The sequence below is a fragment of the Candidatus Pelagibacter sp. RS40 genome (assembly GCF_002101295.1).
Classification (GTDB): Bacteria; Pseudomonadota; Alphaproteobacteria; order Pelagibacterales; family Pelagibacteraceae; genus Pelagibacter.
The window spans coordinates 553,429-572,819 of the sequence record NZ_CP020778.1; the positions used below are offsets into that span (position 1 = coordinate 553,429).

The window sequence follows — 19,391 nt, forward strand, 5'->3', positions numbered from 1 at the left end:
AATATGGATATTTGAAAAAAAAAATCAATAAAAAAAATATGATTGTTTTATTAATCTGATAATATGTAGCAGTGAATAAATCTTTCTTAAAATTTATTACAGATATTGGACCTTTAGTAATTTTTTTTTTCTTTTATTATAATAACGATAAAAATTTAAAAATAGCTATACCTCCACTCATAGTTGCAACTATAATTGCAGTTCTTATAGTTTGGATACTAGAGAAAAAAATTCCAATGGTTCCACTGATAAGTGGAGTGTTAATTACATTATTTGGAGGTTTAACAATATATTTTGATAATCCAGTTTTCATCTACATGAAGCCCACAATAATTAATATTTTATTCGCGTTAGCCTTATTTTTCGGAAAATATTTTACAGATGAGCCTGTTTTAAAAAAAATTTTAGGAAAATCTTTACCATTAAGTGACGAAGGCTGGAAAATCTTAAATAATAGATGGATGTATTTCTTTTTTGGTCTTGCATTATTAAATGAAGTAATTTGGCGAACGCAAACAGAGGAGTTTTGGGTTAACTTCAAAGTTTGGGGAATGCTTCCAATCACATTTATTTTTACTGCTTTTCAAATTGGTCTGATTAACAAGTACAAGATAAATGAATAGAAACTTAAAACTTGTTGTAAATAACTTAAAAAAAGATGAGGAAATAAAGTATTTTTTCGAAAAGAATGAGTTGAAAATTATTTTGGATCTCTATGCTAAAATGGTATCTGAAGGATCTTGGAGAGACTACGGGCTTTCTATTTCTAGCAAACAAGTAAGTTTTAGTGTTTTTAAAAATGCTGCAGAAAATGCTATCTATAAAATTTGTAAAAATTTTAAACCATCAAACAAAAACTTAAGATATTTGATCACTGATACCAATGGTAAGATATTAAAAAATTCATTTGATCTTGAAAATTTATTAAAGAATACTAATTGGAAAAAATTAAAAAATTAATTATCTTCTCTGACCAAAGAGTCTCAGCAACATTATAAATAAATTAATGAAATCTAAATACAAAGTTAAAGCACCCATAACTGCTTTTTTGCCCATTAATTCTCCAGTGTCTGAGGCAACATACATATTCTTAATCTTTTGAGTATCATAAGCAGTTAAGCCCACGAAAATTAATACTCCAATTATAGAAATTGCAAAATACATCATAGAAGATTTAAGAAAAATGTTAACTAGTGAAGCAATAATAATTCCAATCAAGCCCATCATTAAAAAAGATCCAAATTTAGTTAGATCTCTTCTTGTTGTGTAACCGTAAATACTCATTGCACCAAAAGTTGCTGAAGATATGAAAAATACTCTAGTAACACTTAAACCTGTGTAAACTAAAAGAATTGAGGACAAAGAAAGACCCATTAAAGCTGCGAATATCCAAAAGGTAGTTTGAGCTTTTGATGAACTCATTTTATTAATTCCAAAACTCATGTAAAAAACTATTGCAAGAGGTGCGAGCATTACTACCCACTTTAATCCTGACATATATATAGTATTACCAAATTCAGTTAATGCAACAATTGAACCATTTGCATCTGTAACAACCGACATTTTGAAAGATAACAGTGCTATAATTCCAGTTAACAGAACTCCTGTAGCCATATAGTTATATACTTTTAACATGTAGGCTCTTAAACCTTCATCCATTGCAACTGCTTGTTTTGCAATTGTAGATTTATTTAAAATATTTTCTTTGTTGAATTCCATAAGATTTATATAATATCATATTTCTATATTTTCAAGCCACCAAAATATAAGTAAAAATAACTTTAAAAAATGAATTACAAAAAATTAGGAAATACTGACCTTAAAGTAAGCACAATTTGTCTCGGTACAATGACCTGGGGAGAACAAAATACTGAAGCGGAAGCCTTTGAACAGATGAATTTTGCATTAAATGAGGGTGTAAACTTTTGGGACACAGCTGAACTTTATGCAGTTCCTCCAAAAAAGGAAACTTACGGTCATACAGAAAAAATCATAGGCAATTGGTTAAAAAAAAACGGAAAAAGAGAAGATATTATTTTAGCAACAAAAGTTGCTGGACCATCTAGGGATTACTTAAGAAAAGGTGAAAATAGTTTTGTAGGTAAAAATTTAGAAAATGCGCTTAATCATAGTCTTAAAAGATTGAACACTGACTATGTAGACTTGTATCAACTGCATTGGCCAGAAAGAAATGTCAATAACTTTGGAAGATTGGGTTATGAACATAAAGAAAATGAATGGAATCAATTCGAAGATGTTCTTAATGAGTTAAAAAAATATGTTGATAAGGGTAAAATTAGATATGTAGGGCTATCAAATGAAACTCCTTGGGGAGTGATGAATTATATTAAACTTTCTAAAGATAAAAATTTACCAAGAATGATGTCTATTCAAAATCCCTATAGTTTGCTGAATAGATCTTATGAAGTCGGACTTGCAGAGGTGTCTATAAGAGAACAGATAGGATGTCTTTCCTATTCACCTTTGGCAAGTGGATATTTGTCAGGCAAATATAGAAATGGAGAATTGCCAAGGGGCTCGAGAATGGAAAGAGATTATGATTTTTGGACCAGATATAGAAAGCCCAATACTGAAAAAGCAGTAGAGGAATATTTCAAAATAAGTGAAAAATATGGTCTAGATATGAGTCAAATGTCCATTAAATTTTGTGAGGAGCAAGAATTTATGACTAGCGTGATCATAGGTGCAACAACCATGGATCAGTTGAAAACTAATATAGAAAGTGTAAAAGTCAAATTAGATCAAGAAGTAATAAATGCAATTAATAATGTTCAAAAAATTTTTCCAAATCCATGTCCGTAATTAGATACTCAATTATTTTTTTATTTTTAACATTTTCATCAGGCTTTGCTGAAGAAGTTAAAAAAATTGGAAAGTTTAAAGACTGGGAAGTAATTCAAGTATTAGATACAAGTGGAAAAATTTGTTTTGCTCAATCTAAACCTGTTTTACAATCTCCAAAAAAGGGAGATAGAGAGGCAAGATTATTTGTTACATTTAGGCCAACTGATAAAATTTCAGACGAGGTGAGCACTACATCAGGTTACGAATATAATAGTCAAAATTCAATAATAGCATCATCTGGAAAATCTAAATATAAATTTGATATTGCGCAGGAAGACTTTGCGTGGATTTCAAGCAGTAAAATAGAAAAAAGAATTATAAAAAGAATGAAAAAAGCGTCAAGAATAATGGTTACTGCATATAATAAATCAGGATCTCAAACAATTGATCATTATTCTTTGATGGGTTTTACTAAAGCATACAATTCAGCAAAAAAAAATTGCACATAAAATCATGAAGTCAAAAAAAAGAATAGTGCTCGCCTATTCTGGAGGGTTAGATACTTCTATAATTTTAAAGTGGCTTCAAGAGAATTATGATGCAGAAGTAATATGCTACACTGCCGATATTGGCCAAGAGATAAATAAAAATAAAATTATTAAAAATGCAAAAAAACTTGGTGTAAAAAAGATAATAATAAATGATCTAAAAGATATTTTTGTAAAAGAATACATTTACCCAATGATTAGAGGACATGCAATTTATGAAGGTGTCTATTTACTTGGTACATCAATTGCACGCCCCTTAATTGCTAAAGACCAAATAAGAGTTGCTAAGAAATTTAAAGCTTATGCTGTTTCGCATGGATCGACTGGAAAAGGCAACGATCAAATAAGGTTTGAATTAGGTTATCATTATTTTGGTTCAAATATAAAAATTATTGCTCCATGGAGAATTTGGAAATTAAAATCAAGAACTGACTTAATTAATTACGCAAAAAAATACAATATTCCAATTCCAAATGATAAAAAAGGAGAACCACCTTTTTCTGTGGATGATAATTTATTTCATACCTCGACAGAGGGAAAGGTCTTGGAGAACCCTAGAAATTCAGCTCCAGAATTTATTTTTCAAAGAACTGTTTCACCTGAAAAAGCACCAAATAGACCAACTTATGTTACTATAAATTTTAAAAATGGTGATCCTTTTGGAATTAATGGAAAAAAAATGTCACCCGCTAAATTACTGTCAAAACTTAATAATTTCGCTGGTAATAATGGAATTGGAAGGGTTGACTTAGTTGAGAATAGATTTTTAGGCATCAAATCTAGAGGTGTATACGAAACACCTGGTGGAACTCTTTTAATTAATGCACATAGAGCAATTGAGTCTGTTACTTTAGATAAAGCAACCATGCATAAGAAAGATCGAATAATGTCTAGATATGCAGAATTGATTTATAATGGTTACTGGTATTCAAAAGAAAGATTTAAACTTCAGAAAATTGTTGATTTAAAAAGAAGTAAAGTTAATGGCGCAGTCAAGCTTAAATTATATAAAGGGAATATTACAATTCAATCAAGAGTTACTAATAGTAGTGCATATTCAATGAAGAAAGTTTCATTTGAGGAGAACAAGTCATTTAATAAATCTAATGTTGAGAGATTTATCAATTTTCACAAAAAAAAGCTTCGTTAACTGTAAAGTTTAGGGCAAATTAGCATTTGTTTAAATTATAAAAAATTATATCTTTGAAATATGGAATCAATTAAAAATTGGATGAAAGATGCTGCAAATATTTTATTTGATGATAGCAAAAATGATCTACGTGCACTTCCTAAAACAGTAAGACTACAAATTTTATTAGTTTTAAGTTTTATTTGGACTACAGTTTTTAGTTTATATGTTTTTTCATATACAACTTTTGCATTTGGGTGGGCTGGTCTTTTTTTAGCTCATATAGGATTAATATTTGCTGTCTACATGACTTTTAAACAATTCCATAAAGCAGAAGCAAAATCCGCAAGTGTTTTTCAAACAAAAAATTTTGACCCTTTTAAAATAATGGTAATTGTTTTTGTAATAGTATTTATTTTTATTTTTTCAAAAGGTATTGAAGTTTTAACTAGTCCGAATCCAAATTCTTACTCAATTCCATATGATGGTCCTTTAAAATCAGCGTTTGAAAAATGGCTACCATTTACTAAAGGTAAATAATGGACAATATTACAAAAAACTTACAATTAGCTTTAATGTGTATTATTTTAGTGAGCACAGTTATTGCTGTTGGCATAGAAATTAAAAATATGTTCACCAATCAGTTGGTAACATTAGCTGATTTACTTTTAATGTTTCTTTACTTAGAGGTGCTAGCTATGGTTAGAGTTTTTTGGAACCAGCAGTCTATTAGTATTACACTTCCATTGCTTATTGCGATAACGGCTCTTGCCCGATTTATTATTTTACAAGGTAAGGAGATGGATCCTACTGCACTTGTTTACGAAGCAGTTGCAATTTTGTTAATTGCTGGAGCAATTGTTGTTTTAAGGTTGAGACACAGTGATAAATTAGGTCTAAAGAAAAAAAAATCGAAATAATTAAAAGCAATGTTTGAAGCTTCAAGGGCTAAGGCCATAAATCAATTAGATAATTTTGTTGAAAATAATCTTTCAGAATATTCTAGACTAAGAAATTTTGATTTTGGACCTGAAAAGAGGTTAAATGTGTCTTGTTTATCACCATATATAACTCATGGGATAATTAATGAAAAAGAAGTGATACAAAAATCACTAAGTAAGTTTTCTTTCTCAAAAAATGAAAAATTTATTCAGGAAGTTTTATGGCGAACATATTGGAAAGGTTGGTTAGAATTAAGACCTAATGTTTGGACAGATTATCTTCTAGAATTAGATAAGATAAAAAAAGAATTTCAAAATAATCAAGATTATCTGTCTGCAATTGATGGAAAAACAAATATAGATTGCTTCAATGAATGGGTAAACGAGCTTAAAGAGAATAATTATTTACATAATCACACAAGAATGTGGTTCGCTAGTATTTGGATTTTTACTTTAGAATTACCTTGGCAATTAGGTGCGGAATTTTTTATGCAACATCTTTTTGATGGAGATGCTGCTTCAAATACACTTGGATGGAGATGGGTTGCGGGTATTCAAACTCAAGGTAAACATTACTTAGCGAGTGAATGGAATATTAAAAAATTTACTAACAATAGATTTCAAAAAGTTAAATTAAATGAAAATGCTCCTCCAAAAGTATCTGAAAAATCTTATAATGTAGTAAAACAAAATTTTACTAACCCACAAAATTTTGAAGAAAAAAACCTGTTGGTTTTTGAAAATAATCTCTCATTCGAAATTACTGACTTTAAAGATAAACACTTTAAGAAAATTTACTTAGTTTCTAATAAAAATAATAATAGATCTATAAAGCTTAGTGAGAAATTATTGAAATTTAAATCTCAGTTAATTGAGGATCAAGAAAAAAGATTAAAAGATCAATCTATTGATTGTGAAATTATTAACATTAGTGAAATAACAAATGTTGAAAATTGTTGTGGTTTATATCCAACAATAGGTGAGAATTTAGATTTTTTAAATTCGAATAATTTAGGAATTCATTTCTTATATAGAAATATTGATCAAAACGCATGGAAATATTGTAACAAAGGATTTTTTAATTTTAAAAAATATATTCCCAAGATTATAGAGCATATTTTGTAATAAAAATTTTATGTGATATAAATTATTTCTATGAATAATCCTCAAATATTAGAAATTATTGAAAACTTAAAAGGAAGAAGAGCCTATGAAGAAAAAAGAGCTTCTAAGTTAGGTTTTAGTTCATTGTATGCCTATATCGAGGATAAAATTTTAAAGAAAAAAGTTTTTGAAGAGTCTAAAGTTATTCAAAATAAAATAGAAAAAGATAATCCTGAAAAGATAAAAAAAGAAAAAAAAAGTAGTTGCTCTTGCTGCTAATTTAAGATCTCGAGCACTTTTTAGAACAATATTTAACTCTTTCCCAGTTCAACTTCCATTTTCGTCTCCATGCAAATGATCTTTTACATATTGGGCATATTTTAGAAGGTAGATTTTGTTTTTTCACTGGATTGTATTTTGTTTTATAAATTTTTCTGCCTCGGATAATATCAGTTTTTTCCTTTCAGCTTTCATTTTATCAAAAATTCTCACCATCATCGATAATCTTGGGTTTTTTAAAAAAAAACTTCTATTCCTGTTGATAAACCTCCAGTACAAACCATCCATTGTGTTGCACCATTCTCCTTTTTTAAAATCCATCATCTTCATAAAATAACTGGATCCACAAATGTAAGGTTTGGTTGCAAAAATACCTCCATCACTAAACAAGCCCATACCATAAACATTTGGAACCATAACCCAATCAGAGGAGTCAACAAACATTTCCATAAACCATTTATAAACGATGTTAGGTTTAATTTCACAAAGGTTCATAATATTAGACAAAATCATTAATCTCTCTATGTGATGTGACCATCCATATTTCAACGCGTTCTTAATTGCGTAATCTAAAGGTGGAAGGCCAGTTGATCCATCGTACCAACTTTTTTTCATTTTTCTATTTTGTTTAAAGAAGTTTCTTGTTTCCATTTCATTAGAATAACTTTGATAAATACCTCTCATAAATTCTCTCCACCCTATAACTTGTCGGATATATCCCTCTAATGAATTTAATCTAATTTTATTTTTCTTATGAAAATCTAAGATTTTTTTTATTATAAGCTCAGGGGTAATTAATCCTAAATTTATATAAGGACTTAATGCGCTGTGAAATAATATATTGTCTTTTTGATCAACAGCATCCTCGTAATCACCGAATAAATTAGATTTTTCCTTAATAAAAAAATTTAATAGCTTGATGACATCCTCATATTCCGTTGCAAACCAAAAGTTTTCCACATTTCCAGGATGATCTTTAAAGTATTTTTCAATAATAAGTTTTAATTTTTTTGTATGAGATGTCTCTTTTATTTTTGGAAATTTTGGAATTGAAATATTTTTTGGTAGTTTGTTCCTATTATCTTCATCAAAACTCCACTTTCCTCCCTCGGGGGTTCCATCTTTTTTAATTAAAACATCTAATTCTCTTCGTGTATCTTTATAAAAGACAGCCATAAAAGGTTTTTTTGATTTTGATAGATATTTTTTAAAGTTTTCTCTTGAATTCAAAAACATCGGTGTTTGGACAATATTCCAGTTAATATTTTCTTTTTTGGTGAAATTACTTATTTTTTTTTCAAAAAATTTATCTTCAATTTCGAAGCTAGAAATTTCAGTAATTTTTTTTGATTTTATAATTTTTTTTAATTTTTCAGTGTAATTTAACTTAAATATCTTTTCCTCTATTGATGAGTATTCAATTTTAAAATTACTTTTTTTTAATCTTTCTGCATGCGACCGCATGGACGAGAGAAACAACAAAATTTTATTTTTGTGGTGTTTTTCGTAAGTACATAGTTCAAAATCCTCAGCCATATAAAAAATATGGTCTTTTTTAAATTTTTCTAAGTATTTTTCATCAAATAGCTGGTTTCCTAGTAGAAAAAATAATTTCATTACCTATATATAACCCTTCAAAAAAAATATGTCAGATAAATATTTAATAGTTGGTGCAACAGGATCAATAGGATCTAATTTAGCAGAGCAATTGTACTCACTAGGTAAAAAAATTCACCTAGTAGGTAGAGATGAGGAGCAAACCAAATCTTTATCTGAAAAATTTAACTGTGATTACACTATATTAAATGTTTTAGATGATGGTTTTGTAGAAAAACTAAGGTCAGACATTGAGGAAGTTAAAGGTATAGCATACTGCGTTGGTTCAATTGATCTGAAGCCATTTAGAATGGTAACCGAAACAGATTTAAACAAATGTATGAAGCTTAATCTTTACTCTGCAATAGATTTAATAAAAGGGTACCAAGAGTCATTAAAAAAAAATAAGGGGTCAATAGTACTATTTTCAACAGTCGCAGCTCAAAGAGGTTTTACTAATCACTCTATAATTGCATCAACAAAAGCAGCTGTTGAGGGACTTACTGTGTCATTAGCTGCTGAATTTGCTCCAAATATCAGAGTTAATTGTATTGCACCTAGTTTAACAAATTCAAAAATAGCTGAACCAATGTTAAAGAATAAAGTTTTAGCAGAGGGAATTGCTAAAGCACATCCTCTTAAAAGAATTGGAGAAGGAAAAGACTCGGCTTCGCTAGCAAAATTTTTGATTACTGATGAAAGTTCTTGGGTTACAGGTCAAATAATTGCAGTTGACGGTGGAAGATCAAAGCTATCCTAGAGTGAAAAAATTTTTTTTTCTATTTATTTTTATACTTTCATTTTCAAAAGCTAATTCGGAAAACTTTAAATTTGTAAAGATTGCTAATTTAAATAATCCTTGGGGCTCTTCTTTTTTAAATAATGATGAAATGATAATAACTGAAAAAGGTGGTCTCATTAAGATTGTAAATATTATTAATAATCAAGTTAACGATGTTGAGCACAATCTTAATTTTTTGGAAGATGGACAAGGAGGACTGCTTGATATTCTACATCAAGAAAATAAAGTTTGGATTTCATATACAGAAAATAGAGGAAATGGGAAAACTAGTACTTCAATAGCTTTAGCAAATTTAGATAAAAAAAATTTAGTTTTTAGAAATATATTCCAAGCTAATCCACCAATAGATTCTGGCTATCACTTTGGTTCTAGATTAGCTATTAAGGGTAAATATCTTTACGCGTCAGCTGGTGAAAGAGGCAAAGGGATGATCGCACAAGATACATCAAAACATCCAGGTAGCATAATCAGAATTCATTTAGATGGAAGTATTCCAAATGATAATCCTAAATTTGATGGAAAACCCAACTGGTTACCTGAAATTTATCAAATTGGTATTAGAAATCCTCAAGGACTGACTGTTTCACCTTTTGACGGTAAAGTTTATATGAGTAATCACGGTGCTAAAGGTGGAGATTGGTTTGGTGAAGCAAAAAAAGGTGAAAATTATGGTTGGAAAATTCTTGGTTGGGGAGGAAAGAATTACTCGGGTTTACCTATAGGTCCAAAATGGAAACCAGGATTTACAAAAGCAATAAAATATTGGGTTCCTTCAATAGCAACAAGTGCAATTACTATTTATCAGGGCGAGGAATTTAATGAATGGAATGGTCATGCGTTAATTACATCTCTTAAAGATCAATCTTTAAGGAAATTGAAATTTGATGACTTAGATAAAGTAGAGGAAGAGGTTATTTTTAAAGGAGAAATTGGAAGAATTAGAGATATTCAAGTTCACCCTGTATCTGGAAAAATTTATTTTCTAAATGAAAATGGGCTCTGGTTAATGAAAAAAAGTTAATTATAATTAAGAAGTTTTTTAAGTGATTGAAACTCTCCAATTTTAAAAATTAAAGCTTCATCACTTTTATATCCATAATTTTGTGCATTATCTTTAAATCTTTGCCTTGGCTCCATAATTGGTTCTAAGGAAAGCACAAATGTTCCCCAGTGCATTCCTAAAACCTTTTTACTTTTGAGATTTCTGGCTATGCTCAATGCTTCTTCTGGATTTGTGTGATAAGTTGATTTATCTTTATAGGGTGCCATGGGGTAAAAGTTATAAGCACCTATATTTAAAATCGTTAAATCTATTGGTCCATATTTCTCACCAAGATCTTTGTAAATATTTCCAACACCTGTATCACAAGCAAAAAGTATTTTTTTACCCTTGTAATTAATCAAAAAATTTCCCCACAAAGTTTTATTGGTATCTGTCAAACTTCTTTTAGACCAATGAACTGCTGGTAAAAAAGTTACTTTTAAATCATTATTCACTGTGATCTCGTCGTACCAATCCATTTCATTAACGTCTTTATACCGTTTAAAATATTTTCCTAATTTTAGAGGAAGCATTACCTTTGCTTGCTTGTATGGAAATTTTCTTATTGTACTCATATCTTGATGATCATAATGATTATGAGTTAGTAAAAATAAATTAATTTCTGGTAATTCATCTAAATTTAAAGCTGGTTCAGTAAATCTTTTGGGCCCAAATATAAGTGGTCCAGCGTTTTTGGAAAAAACAGGATCTGTAATAATCGTGGTCTCACCTAATTTAATCAAAAAAGTAGCATGACCAATCCAACCAATATAATCATCATTTTTTAGGATATTAAATTCTTTAATTACATTACTTTTTTCTACAACATGATCACTCGGAACAGTCATATCCAAATATTTTTTTTCTTGTCTAAACTTTTTAAATGACCAATTAAAATTTTTATTTCTCTCAGGGGATCCTTCAGGATTTCTAAATGTTCCATCTGGTAAGTGATGATAAGGTTTATTTTCCATACTTATTGTGAATGAGTTATAAGTTAAAAAAATAACAATAAAAATTGCTAATTTTTTCACAGTAATAATTTAATTTTTTTGTGATCTTTTGAAACAATCTATTGTGTTTTTTAGTAAACACGCGATAGTCATTGGGCCAACACCTCCAGGAACGGGTGTTAATGCTTTTGCAACTTTTGAAACTTCATCAAATGCTACATCTCCAACTATACCTTTTTCCGTTTTATTAATTCCAACATCTATAACAATTGCATCTTTTTTAACCCAGTCACCTTTTACTAATTCAGGGATACCAACTGCTGCCACTATAATATCCCCCTCTAAACACTCTGCTTTTAAATCTTTTGTTTTTGAATGAGTGATAGTTACGGTACAATTTTCCTTTAATAATAATTGCGTCATAGGCTTTCCGTTTAAATTTGATCTACCAACTACAACTGCCTTTTTTCCGTTTAAGTTAGGTTCAATTTTTTTAATAAGAAGATAACATCCAAGAGGTGTACATGGAATTGAGCTTTCATATCCGGAAGATAAATTACCAACATTCATAGGATGAAATCCATCAACATCTTTTGCTGGATCAATAGCCTCAATAACTTTCTGTTTATCAATATGTTTTGGCAGTGGAAGCTGTACTAAAATTCCTGAAACACTATTATCTTTATTTAGCTCTTCTATTTTTCCTAAAACAGTTTTTTCTTCGACTGAGTCTGGATACCTTATTACATCAGATTTTAAGCCGACCTCAATTGCTGATTTCTCCTTATTTCTCACATAAATTTGACTAGGAGTTAAATCTCCTATTAGTATTACTGTTAAACCAGGGACTTGATTATATTTTTTTTTTAATTCAGAAACTTCTTCTTTTAGTTCCTGTCTAAGTTCAGCCGCAGCTTTTTTTCCATCGATTAAAATCATAAATTAATTAAATATAATTGGTGCTAAGTAGAGCTTCATACACATTTCTACAAACCATATCAACAAAAGAAGAATGATAGGGGAAATGTCAAAAGCACCTAAATTAGGAAGAAATCTTCGAATTCTTGATAGAGCTGGTTCTGTAAACCTATAACCAAACTGTAATATGGAATAAACAAATCTATTTGAAGTATTTATTATATTAAAACCAACCAACCAGCTTAATATTACATAGCCAATTACTACATAAGAATATAATTTCAAAACTTGAAGAGCTAAGTAATAAATAGCTATCATTTTTTTTCTACATATATTGATTGACTTGGGAATGCAAAAGAAGCTTTATTTGTCTCAACTATTTGCTTTATAGAAAGCGCCAAATTCTCTTTTACTTTTAACCATTCGTTCCAACTATTTGTTTTACTGAAACATCTTACATACATATCTATGGAACTGTCTGCAAATTTGTCCACCCTCACAGCAACTCCAATTGATTGGTCAAAATCCTCACTTTTATTTATATGTTCTTCTATTTGATTCCTAATAGTTTTAAGTTGGTCAACTGTGGTGTCATATTGAAGTGTAATTATCCAACTAATTAACCAGTTCGTAGTTTGACTAACATTTATTACTGCGTTTTCAGCAAATTGAAAATTTGGAATTATTGCAAGTGATTTGTCAAATTTTCTTATCACTGTAGATCTAAATCCAATTTTTTCAACAACACCCTCTATTATTCCGTCTACTCTGATCCAATCACCCATCCTAAATCTTTTTTCAACTAGAACTAAAATTCCTGAAATTAAATTTTTAAATAAGTCCTGCGCACCTAATGCAACAGCAACTCCAAATAAACCTAAACCAGCAATAATTGGTCCAATTTTAATTCCCCATAACTCAAGAACCGCAGCAGCACCTAAAATAAAAATTAGAATTTTTAAAGATTTAATAATCCATCCTATTAGTTCTCTTGTTAAAATTTTATCTAATCCACTTAAAATATAAGAAATTGGCTCTATTATTTGATGAATAATCCAAAATATTAAAATGGTTATTAAAGTCCTGTTTAAATTGTCCACAAAATCTCTCATGTCGTCAGAAAATGACATGTAATAACTCGCAAAAAAAACTCCTAAGACAATTGGAAGAAACCTTGCAGGTCCCATCATTGATTTAACAAATGTATCGTCAAGTTTATTAGTTGTGCGTTTGGAAATTATTTCAAGTTTTTTAATAATTAATCTGCTTATTAAGCCCCTAAAAACAAGAAAAAGAAGAAAAATTCCCAAACCAACCAGGATCTGAAAAAAATCTATCCCAAGGATGCCTTTTTCCCATACTGATAAGAATAAGCTTTTAAAATTGTTTAAGACTTCCATAATTTAAATTTTATATAGTAAATACTCTTCTTCACCAGGATTAAATAAAAATATTTTTTTCCACTTTATTTCGTTAAGAACAGCTGATGATTTTTCACCTAAACACATTAAATTTGTATCCATCCAATTATCAATTAAATTATATTTTTTAAGCAGATTTAGATAACTACGAGCACTATTTTCAGAATAAATAAAAACTATCTCTGGTATAGAATTCTTTAATTGCCCTACAAATTCATCAGATAATTTTTCAATGGAACTTACAGAATAATTAATAATTCTTTTCACATAGTAACCTTCTATTTTTAATTCTTTGTCCAAGTCATAAGAAACTAGCTCTCCACTTACATAAATTAAATTACCATTTTTAGGATCGAAGTTTTGTAAAATTATTTCTTTTAAATTTGAAACATTTCCTTCAGCAGTAAAAATATTTTGAAAACCTTTTTCTTTTGCAATTTTCTCTGTTGCATTTCCTACACAAAAACAAAATATATCTTTATTTATTTTTGAAATGTCTAAATTTTTAATTGCGTTAGAACTTGTAAAAATTATTCCTCTGAATTCATTATAATTTGGGTCCTCATAATCTTTTTTTTCAATTGTTATTACTGGCAGATGTGAAACTTGATGACCTAGTTCTTTAAACCTCATAATCAAATCTTTAGAATCCTCTAGAGGTCGTGTTAATAGTATGTGCATTTTAACCTTTATATGATCCTTTAGATTTAATCTTCAAGTCTCCTGCAATCTTTTTTGCTAAAATCATGTGATTTTCTATGTCATCATCTTCCTTGATAAAAAATCTGCTTTTTCCATCAACAGAGAATAATTCTGCTGTGAGTTCAATTTTATTGTTCTCTATTGTTGCAAAAACGCCTATGGCTGTATCACAATCTCCCTCTAATATTTTAAGAACTTCTCTTTCTGTATTTGCAATAATTCTAGTTTGTTTGTCATTTATTTTCTCTATTAATCTAAGTATGTCTGGATTATTTTCATTGCACTGTATTGCTATTATACCTTGTCCAGCACAAGGAACTAGTTTTGAAACATCAAATTCATCTGTAATTTTATTTTGTAAATTTAAAGAGTCTATTCCTGCTTTTGATAAAATGATTGCATCGTACTCATCATTTTCTAATTTTTTAATTCTTGTATCAACATTTCCTCTTATCAATTTATATACCAAATCAGCTCTAACATTTCTTAACTGATATTCTCTTCTAAATGAGGACGTACCAATAACTGATCCTTGCTTAAGCTCATTAAATTTTAAATTTTTACTGATTAGTATTTCATTTGGTGAATTTCTTTTCAAAAAACAATTTGTTGTTAGTCCGATAGTATCGGCAGATGGCATATCTTTGAGAGCATGAACGGCTATATCAATTTTATTTTCTAATAGTTCTTTTTCAATATCTGTCGAAAACATTCCTTTTCCACCCATACTTGAAAGTCTTTCATTTTGATTTTGATCACCGCTGGTTATAATTTTTCTTATCTTAATTTTTCCAGAATAGAATTTTGATATCTCACTCTTCACCTTTTCTGCATAAATTATAGCAAGCTTACTTCCTCTTGATCCAATTATGATGTTATCTCTTTTCATAAAATTAATTTCTATTACATTCTTATAATTTAATTGTATTAATTAAAAAAAAAATTTTATGTCAGAAAAACCAATAATATTAGGTATAGAGACTAGTTGTGATGAAACAGCAGTTTCATTAATTCAAGATAAACAAAATGGAACACCAAAAATTCTATCAAACATAATCTCAAGTCAATTTGATATTCATAAAGAGTTTGGTGGTGTAGTTCCTGAATTAGCTGCTAGATCACATGTTGAAAAAATCGACCTTATAGCGAAAAAAGCAATTAGCGATAGTGGAATTGAATTAAATAAAGTTTCTGCGATAGCGGCGACTTATGGTCCTGGTTTAATAGTTTGTCTCTCAGTTGGACTAAGTTTTGGTAAAGGATTAGCATCAACTTTGGGCATTCCCTTTATAGGGATAAATCATTTAGAAGGACACGCTTTAAGTCCAAAACTCCAAGATAAAATTGATTACCCTTATCTTCTACTATTGATTTCTGGAGGCCACAGTCAGTATCTATCTGTAAATGGTTTGGGAGATTATAAAAGACTTGGTACTACAATAGATGATGCATTGGGGGAAGCTTTTGATAAAACTGCAAAATTGTTGGGTATAGATTTTCCTGGAGGGCCTAAAATTGAAGAGTTTGCCAAAAAAGGAAATCCAGAAAAATATGATTTACCAAAACCAATAATTAATAAAGGTGGATGCAATCTATCTTTTGCAGGACTAAAGACTGCAATTTTAAGAATTGTAAAAAATATTAAAAGTGATCAGGAAAAATTTGATCTTGCAGCATCATTTCAGAAAACAATAGAAGAAATATTGTTTACAAAAACAAAAGTTGCATTAGATGAGTTTAAAAAATTAAATTCAACAAACAAAGGTTCATTTGTAGTAGCTGGAGGAGTAGCTGCAAATAAAGGTATAAGAAAAAAATTAATTGAAGTAAGTATGCAACATAATTTCAAACCTATTTTTCCTGATTTACATTTGTGTGGTGACAATGCTGCAATGATAGCAATGGTAGGATTAGAAAAATTTAAAAATAAACAATTTGATAATTTAGATTTACCCGCAGATCCAAGACTTCCTCTAGATGCAAATGCCAAATTCCTAAAAGGAGCAGGGGTAGAATTATAATGAGATACTGGTTACTTAAGTCAGAACCAGACGTCTGGTCTGTTGATCAACAAATCAAGGCTGGATCAAAAGGTGCAAATTGGGATGGAGTTAGAAACTATCAAGCAGCAAATAATCTAAAAAGTATGAAGAGGGGTGATCTCTGTTTTTTTTACCATTCTAATATTGGTAAAGAAATTGTCGGTATAGTCGAGGTCATCAAAGCTGCCTTTATAGACCCAACAGATAAAAAAAAGAAGTTTGTTGCTGTTAAAGTAAGATTTAAAAGTAAACTACAAACTCCAGTTACTCTTGAAAATATCAAAAAAAATAAGGATTTAAGCCATTTAGCTTTGATCAAACAAAGTAGACTTTCAGTAATGCCAGTTGATTATAAAAGCTGGAAAATTATAAATAACATGAGTAAAATTTAAAATTAAATTATTACATGCCTAAAAAAAAAAAGAAAATTACAAAAAAAAGAACAAAAATTTCTAAAAAATTAAAATATAGCTCTAAAATCAAAAAAAAATCTTCAAAAAAAATTAAAAAAAAAATAAAAATTCAAAAGCAAGAGGCAAATCAAGTCTCAGAGGTAATAATAAAAACAAAACCTGAATGGATAAAAAGTAGTTTAGCAAATAAAAGTAAATACCAACAAAAGTATTCTCAATCTATAAAAAGCAATGATGAATTTTGGAGAAAAGAAGGAAAAAGAATTTCATGGATTAAACCATATAAAAAAATCAAAGATGTAAAATACAGTACTAAAGATGTAAGAATTAAATGGTTTGAAGATGGAACTTTAAATGCATCTGCAAACTGTATTGATAGACATTTAAAAGATAAAAAAGACAAAACTGCAATCATTTGGGTTGGAGATGATCCAAAAGATAGTCAAAAAATAACTTATAAACAACTCCATCAAAAAGTATCTAGAGCAGCAAATGGTTTAAGAAAATTAGGAATTAAAAAAGGTGATAGAGTTACTATTTACTTAACAATGATACCTGAGCTTGCAATTTTAATGCTTGCTTGTGTGAGAATTGGCGCAGTTCATTCAATAATTTTTGGTGGTTTTTCTGCTGAGTCTATTTCTGGAAGAGTTAACGATTGTGAGTCAGAATACATTATTACTGCAGATGAAGGAGTTAGAGGAGGAAAAACTATTCCTCTTAAATATACAACTGATGAAGCGCTATTAAATTGTCCAAATGTTAAAAAATGCATTGTAGTAAAACGTACAGGTAATTATATCAATTGGGATAATGAAAGAGATGTTTGGTACCATGATTTAATTAAAGATGTTTCAAATCAATGTGAACCGGAGGAAATGAATGCGGAAGATCCTTTATTCATTTTATATACATCAGGTTCAACAGGTAAACCGAAGGGCGTACTTCACACGACTGGTGGATACATGGTTTATGCCTCAATGACACATCAATATATTTTTAATTATAAGCCAAAAGATATTTACTGGTGCACAGCTGACATTGGTTGGGTTACAGGTCATAGCTATATAATTTATGGGCCACTTTCCAATGGAGCAACTACAATTATGTTTGAGGGTATTCCAAATTACCCTGACAGTTCAAGATGGTGGCAAATAGTTGACAAATATAAAGTAAATACATTTTACACTGCTCCAACTGCAATCAGAGCTCTAATGCGAGAAGGCGATAAACCCGTTAAAAAAACATCACGTAAATCATTAAAACTTTTAGGCACAGTTGGAGAACCAATCAATCCTGAAGCATGGATGTGGTATTATAAAACTGTAGGAAATTCTAAATGCCCGATTGTAGATACATGGTGGCAAACAGAAACAGGTGGAATTATGATTGCTCCTCAAACTGGAGCTATTCCACTTAAGCCAGGTTCAGCAACAAAACCGTTCTATGGAATTAAACCAGTCTTAGTTGATAAAAACGGTGATGAAATTAAAGGTGCTGGAGAAGGAAGACTTTGTATTGCACAATCATGGCCTGGTCAAATGAGAACTGTTTATGGGGATCATCAAAGGTTTATTGATACTTACTTCTCTCAGTTTAATGGAAAATATTTTACAGGAGATGGATGTAGAAGAGATAAGGATGGTTACTATTGGATAACAGGTAGAGTGGATGATGTAATTATAGTATCAGGACATAACCTGGGAACTGCAGAAATAGAAAGTGCATTTGTAGCTCATCCAAAAGTAGCAGAGGCGGCAGTAGTTGGGTATCCACATGATATTAAAGGAAATGGTCTCTACTGTTATGTAACTCTAAATGCTGGAGAAACAGAAACAGGGGAGCTTGAAAGAGATTTAAAACTTTGGGTAAGAAAACAAATTGGACCTCTAGCAACTCCAGACCTTATTCATTTTACTCCAGGTCTTCCAAAAACAAGATCTGGTAAAATAATGAGAAGAATTTTAAGAAAAATTGCTGCTAATGAACATCAACAATTAGGTGATACTACCACTTTGGCAGATCCTAGTGTTGTAAACAGTTTAGTTGAAAATAGGAAAAATATTTAAAATTGAATTAAACTTACGAATTCTTTTTTTATAATATCCCATTTTAAAATCATTGAATTAAGTACAATCTGTCGATCTAAAGTTTTCAACTCTTCTGCTATTGGGGCCCATCTATATAATGACAAAGCACTAGGATTGAATGGCAAATCTTGATAATATTCATTCCAATTAATTTTTTCTAACCTTTCATCAAAACTTTTTCTAGCCGACTCAATTATGTCCAATGGCATCTTATTTGAAATTTCATCATCTAAAATCTTATTGAAAATCTCTTTCGCTTTATTTATTTCTTGAAAATTAAAATTTACATTTAAATATGAGAACGTAAAAAAAGTTAAATCCTGCAAAGATACCGAATAAATATTCCATTTTGCAAGATTTACTGATCCCATAAAAACATCATTTTCAAAATGAAGTACATATCTCGTTCCCATTCTAGTTTTTAAATAGTTATACAAAGTAACTTGAGTTACCCATGCAGATTTTGTTTGAATAAACTCTTCTAATTGGTCTAAATTTTTGATTTTTTTCTTTGGAATAAACGCTTTGAACATAGCGAATAAATATATTTTGAAATCTCTTAGAGTGAGATCTTTCCAGGTTAATTTGTATTTTCCCATAATTTAT

24 protein-coding genes are annotated in these 19,391 nt (G+C 29.5%); 14 read left to right on the forward strand and 10 right to left on the reverse strand.

The features are described from left to right. Nucleotides 1-71: 71 nt before the first annotated feature. Together B8063_RS02940 and B8063_RS02945 are read left to right on the forward strand one after the other, a co-directional pair. Nucleotides 72-623 carry a septation protein A gene (locus tag B8063_RS02940; RefSeq protein WP_085069322.1) on the forward strand — a complete coding sequence of 184 codons (552 nt, stop codon included), beginning with the start codon at nt 72-74 and terminating at the stop codon, nt 621-623. Continuing rightward, nucleotides 616-960: a DUF2794 domain-containing protein gene (locus B8063_RS02945; RefSeq protein WP_085069325.1), complete on the forward strand. Its 345-nt coding sequence runs from the start codon at nt 616-618 to the stop codon at nt 958-960. Before B8063_RS02940 ends, B8063_RS02945 begins: the two co-directional genes overlap by 8 nt. Here the strand turns inward: B8063_RS02945 and B8063_RS02950 are convergent, their stop codons facing one another. Further along, complete coding sequence (locus tag B8063_RS02950) at nt 961-1,719, reverse strand: Bax inhibitor-1/YccA family protein (protein ID WP_085069327.1); 759 nt, start codon at nt 1,717-1,719, stop codon at nt 961-963. A gap of 69 nt (nt 1,720-1,788) precedes the next feature. Here B8063_RS02950 and B8063_RS02955 point away from each other — a divergent pair, with 69 nt between their 5' ends. Genes B8063_RS02955 through B8063_RS02985 form a run of 7 tightly spaced genes read left to right on the forward strand, consistent with a single transcriptional unit; the run spans nt 1,789 to nt 6,806 of the window. Then, nucleotides 1,789-2,823 carry an aldo/keto reductase gene (locus B8063_RS02955; protein ID WP_085069329.1) on the forward strand — a complete coding sequence of 345 codons (1,035 nt, stop codon included), beginning with the start codon at nt 1,789-1,791 and terminating at the stop codon, nt 2,821-2,823. Then, nucleotides 2,814-3,314, forward strand: a complete 501-nt coding sequence (locus B8063_RS02960; RefSeq protein ID WP_085069331.1) for an invasion associated locus B family protein — start codon at nt 2,814-2,816, stop codon at nt 3,312-3,314. Before B8063_RS02955 ends, B8063_RS02960 begins: the two co-directional genes overlap by 10 nt. A gap of 4 nt (nt 3,315-3,318) precedes the next feature. Beyond that, nucleotides 3,319-4,503, forward strand: coding sequence for an argininosuccinate synthase (locus B8063_RS02965; protein ID WP_085069333.1), 1,185 nt, complete (start codon nt 3,319-3,321; stop codon nt 4,501-4,503). 60 nt (nt 4,504-4,563) lie between these two features. Next, on the forward strand, nt 4,564-5,022 hold the full coding sequence (locus B8063_RS02970; protein WP_085069335.1) for a hypothetical protein: 459 nt from the start codon (nt 4,564-4,566) through the stop codon (nt 5,020-5,022). Beyond that, a complete protein-coding gene (locus tag B8063_RS02975; RefSeq protein WP_085069338.1) occupies nt 5,022-5,402 on the forward strand; it encodes a phosphate-starvation-inducible PsiE family protein in 381 nt (126 codons plus the stop codon). The genes B8063_RS02970 and B8063_RS02975 overlap by 1 nt, the downstream gene beginning before the upstream one ends. Nucleotides 5,403-5,411: 9 nt before the next feature. Continuing rightward, nucleotides 5,412-6,548, forward strand: a complete 1,137-nt coding sequence (locus tag B8063_RS02980; protein WP_085069340.1) for an FAD-binding domain-containing protein — start codon at nt 5,412-5,414, stop codon at nt 6,546-6,548. A gap of 30 nt (nt 6,549-6,578) precedes the next feature. Further along, the gene (locus B8063_RS02985) at nt 6,579-6,806 is read left to right on the forward strand and encodes a hypothetical protein (RefSeq protein ID WP_085069342.1); all 228 of its coding nucleotides are present in this window, start codon (nt 6,579-6,581) and stop codon (nt 6,804-6,806) included. A 1-nt stretch (nt 6,807) separates the two neighbouring features. On the opposite strand, the gene B8063_RS07270 is transcribed toward B8063_RS02985, so the two are convergent. Then, nucleotides 6,808-6,933, reverse strand: coding sequence for a DUF2256 domain-containing protein (locus B8063_RS07270; RefSeq protein ID WP_085069344.1), 126 nt, complete (start codon nt 6,931-6,933; stop codon nt 6,808-6,810). Continuing rightward, a complete protein-coding gene (locus tag B8063_RS02995; RefSeq protein ID WP_085069346.1) occupies nt 6,930-8,423 on the reverse strand; it encodes a cryptochrome/photolyase family protein in 1,494 nt (497 codons plus the stop codon). Before B8063_RS02995 ends, B8063_RS07270 begins: the two co-directional genes overlap by 4 nt. 28 nt (nt 8,424-8,451) lie before the next feature. On the opposite strand from B8063_RS02995, the gene B8063_RS03000 reads away from it, so the two are divergent. Beyond that, a complete protein-coding gene (locus B8063_RS03000; RefSeq protein ID WP_085069349.1) occupies nt 8,452-9,162 on the forward strand; it encodes an SDR family NAD(P)-dependent oxidoreductase in 711 nt (236 codons plus the stop codon). A gap of 1 nt (nt 9,163) precedes the next feature. After that, nucleotides 9,164-10,225 carry a PQQ-dependent sugar dehydrogenase gene (locus B8063_RS03005; protein ID WP_085069351.1) on the forward strand — a complete coding sequence of 354 codons (1,062 nt, stop codon included), beginning with the start codon at nt 9,164-9,166 and terminating at the stop codon, nt 10,223-10,225. On the opposite strand, the gene B8063_RS03010 is transcribed toward B8063_RS03005, so the two are convergent. From B8063_RS03010 to hemC, 6 genes are read right to left on the reverse strand one after another with little or no spacing between them, the layout of a single operon-like run. Next, entirely contained in the window at nt 10,222-11,280 is a 1,059-nt protein-coding gene (locus B8063_RS03010) for an MBL fold metallo-hydrolase (RefSeq protein WP_085069353.1), read from the reverse strand. The genes B8063_RS03005 and B8063_RS03010 overlap by 4 nt on opposite strands. A 9-nt stretch (nt 11,281-11,289) precedes the next feature. Next, complete coding sequence (locus tag B8063_RS03015; protein ID WP_085069355.1) at nt 11,290-12,138, reverse strand: bifunctional 5,10-methylenetetrahydrofolate dehydrogenase/5,10-methenyltetrahydrofolate cyclohydrolase; 849 nt, start codon at nt 12,136-12,138, stop codon at nt 11,290-11,292. A gap of 3 nt (nt 12,139-12,141) precedes the next feature. Next, the gene (locus tag B8063_RS03020; RefSeq protein ID WP_085069357.1) at nt 12,142-12,435 is read right to left on the reverse strand and encodes a YggT family protein; all 294 of its coding nucleotides are present in this window, start codon (nt 12,433-12,435) and stop codon (nt 12,142-12,144) included. Continuing rightward, the gene (locus B8063_RS03025) at nt 12,432-13,517 is read right to left on the reverse strand and encodes a mechanosensitive ion channel family protein (protein WP_085069359.1); all 1,086 of its coding nucleotides are present in this window, start codon (nt 13,515-13,517) and stop codon (nt 12,432-12,434) included. The genes B8063_RS03020 and B8063_RS03025 overlap by 4 nt, the downstream gene beginning before the upstream one ends. Before the next feature lie 3 nt (nt 13,518-13,520). Beyond that, complete coding sequence (locus B8063_RS03030; RefSeq protein ID WP_085069361.1) at nt 13,521-14,219, reverse strand: uroporphyrinogen-III synthase; 699 nt, start codon at nt 14,217-14,219, stop codon at nt 13,521-13,523. Between the two features lies 1 nt (nt 14,220). Continuing rightward, the gene (hemC, locus tag B8063_RS03035; protein WP_085069363.1) at nt 14,221-15,129 is read right to left on the reverse strand and encodes a hydroxymethylbilane synthase; all 909 of its coding nucleotides are present in this window, start codon (nt 15,127-15,129) and stop codon (nt 14,221-14,223) included. Nucleotides 15,130-15,187: 58 nt separating this feature from the next. On the opposite strand from hemC, the gene tsaD reads away from it, so the two are divergent. Genes tsaD through acs form a run of 3 tightly spaced genes read left to right on the forward strand, consistent with a single transcriptional unit; the run spans nt 15,188 to nt 18,764 of the window. Then, a complete protein-coding gene (gene tsaD / locus B8063_RS03040) occupies nt 15,188-16,261 on the forward strand; it encodes a tRNA (adenosine(37)-N6)-threonylcarbamoyltransferase complex transferase subunit TsaD (protein ID WP_085069365.1) in 1,074 nt (357 codons plus the stop codon). After that, nucleotides 16,261-16,674, forward strand: coding sequence for an EVE domain-containing protein (locus B8063_RS03045; RefSeq protein ID WP_085069367.1), 414 nt, complete (start codon nt 16,261-16,263; stop codon nt 16,672-16,674). The genes tsaD and B8063_RS03045 overlap by 1 nt, the downstream gene beginning before the upstream one ends. A gap of 14 nt (nt 16,675-16,688) precedes the next feature. Beyond that, nucleotides 16,689-18,764 carry an acetate--CoA ligase gene (acs, locus tag B8063_RS03050; protein WP_085069369.1) on the forward strand — a complete coding sequence of 692 codons (2,076 nt, stop codon included), beginning with the start codon at nt 16,689-16,691 and terminating at the stop codon, nt 18,762-18,764. Here acs and B8063_RS03055 read toward each other — a convergent pair. Then, entirely contained in the window at nt 18,761-19,318 is a 558-nt protein-coding gene (locus tag B8063_RS03055; RefSeq protein ID WP_232311414.1) for an esterase, read from the reverse strand. The genes acs and B8063_RS03055 overlap by 4 nt on opposite strands. Between the last annotated feature and the right edge of the window lie 73 nt (nt 19,319-19,391).

Coding starts and splice junctions, on each gene's coding strand:
- B8063_RS02975 (WP_085069338.1), top strand. CDS start 5,022: ATGGACAATATTACAAAAAACTTACAATTAGCTTTAATGTGTATTATT.
- hemC (WP_085069363.1), bottom strand. CDS start 15,129: ATGAAAAGAGATAACATCATAATTGGATCAAGAGGAAGTAAGCTTGCT.
- B8063_RS02970 (WP_085069335.1), top strand. CDS start 4,564: ATGGAATCAATTAAAAATTGGATGAAAGATGCTGCAAATATTTTATTT.
- B8063_RS02995 (WP_085069346.1), bottom strand. CDS start 8,423: ATGAAATTATTTTTTCTACTAGGAAACCAGCTATTTGATGAAAAATAC.
- B8063_RS02950 (WP_085069327.1), bottom strand. CDS start 1,719: ATGGAATTCAACAAAGAAAATATTTTAAATAAATCTACAATTGCAAAA.
- B8063_RS03030 (WP_085069361.1), bottom strand. CDS start 14,219: ATGCACATACTATTAACACGACCTCTAGAGGATTCTAAAGATTTGATT.
- B8063_RS02965 (WP_085069333.1), top strand. CDS start 3,319: ATGAAGTCAAAAAAAAGAATAGTGCTCGCCTATTCTGGAGGGTTAGAT.
- B8063_RS03000 (WP_085069349.1), top strand. CDS start 8,452: ATGTCAGATAAATATTTAATAGTTGGTGCAACAGGATCAATAGGATCT.
- B8063_RS03045 (WP_085069367.1), top strand. CDS start 16,261: ATGAGATACTGGTTACTTAAGTCAGAACCAGACGTCTGGTCTGTTGAT.
- B8063_RS02960 (WP_085069331.1), top strand. CDS start 2,814: ATGTCCGTAATTAGATACTCAATTATTTTTTTATTTTTAACATTTTCA.
- B8063_RS02945 (WP_085069325.1), top strand. CDS start 616: ATGAATAGAAACTTAAAACTTGTTGTAAATAACTTAAAAAAAGATGAG.
- acs (WP_085069369.1), top strand. CDS start 16,689: ATGCCTAAAAAAAAAAAGAAAATTACAAAAAAAAGAACAAAAATTTCT.
- B8063_RS03015 (WP_085069355.1), bottom strand. CDS start 12,138: ATGATTTTAATCGATGGAAAAAAAGCTGCGGCTGAACTTAGACAGGAA.
- tsaD (WP_085069365.1), top strand. CDS start 15,188: ATGTCAGAAAAACCAATAATATTAGGTATAGAGACTAGTTGTGATGAA.
- B8063_RS03055 (WP_232311414.1), bottom strand. CDS start 19,318: ATGTTCAAAGCGTTTATTCCAAAGAAAAAAATCAAAAATTTAGACCAA.
- B8063_RS03025 (WP_085069359.1), bottom strand. CDS start 13,517: ATGGAAGTCTTAAACAATTTTAAAAGCTTATTCTTATCAGTATGGGAA.
- B8063_RS02980 (WP_085069340.1), top strand. CDS start 5,412: ATGTTTGAAGCTTCAAGGGCTAAGGCCATAAATCAATTAGATAATTTT.
- B8063_RS02985 (WP_085069342.1), top strand. CDS start 6,579: ATGAATAATCCTCAAATATTAGAAATTATTGAAAACTTAAAAGGAAGA.
- B8063_RS03020 (WP_085069357.1), bottom strand. CDS start 12,435: ATGATAGCTATTTATTACTTAGCTCTTCAAGTTTTGAAATTATATTCT.
- B8063_RS02955 (WP_085069329.1), top strand. CDS start 1,789: ATGAATTACAAAAAATTAGGAAATACTGACCTTAAAGTAAGCACAATT.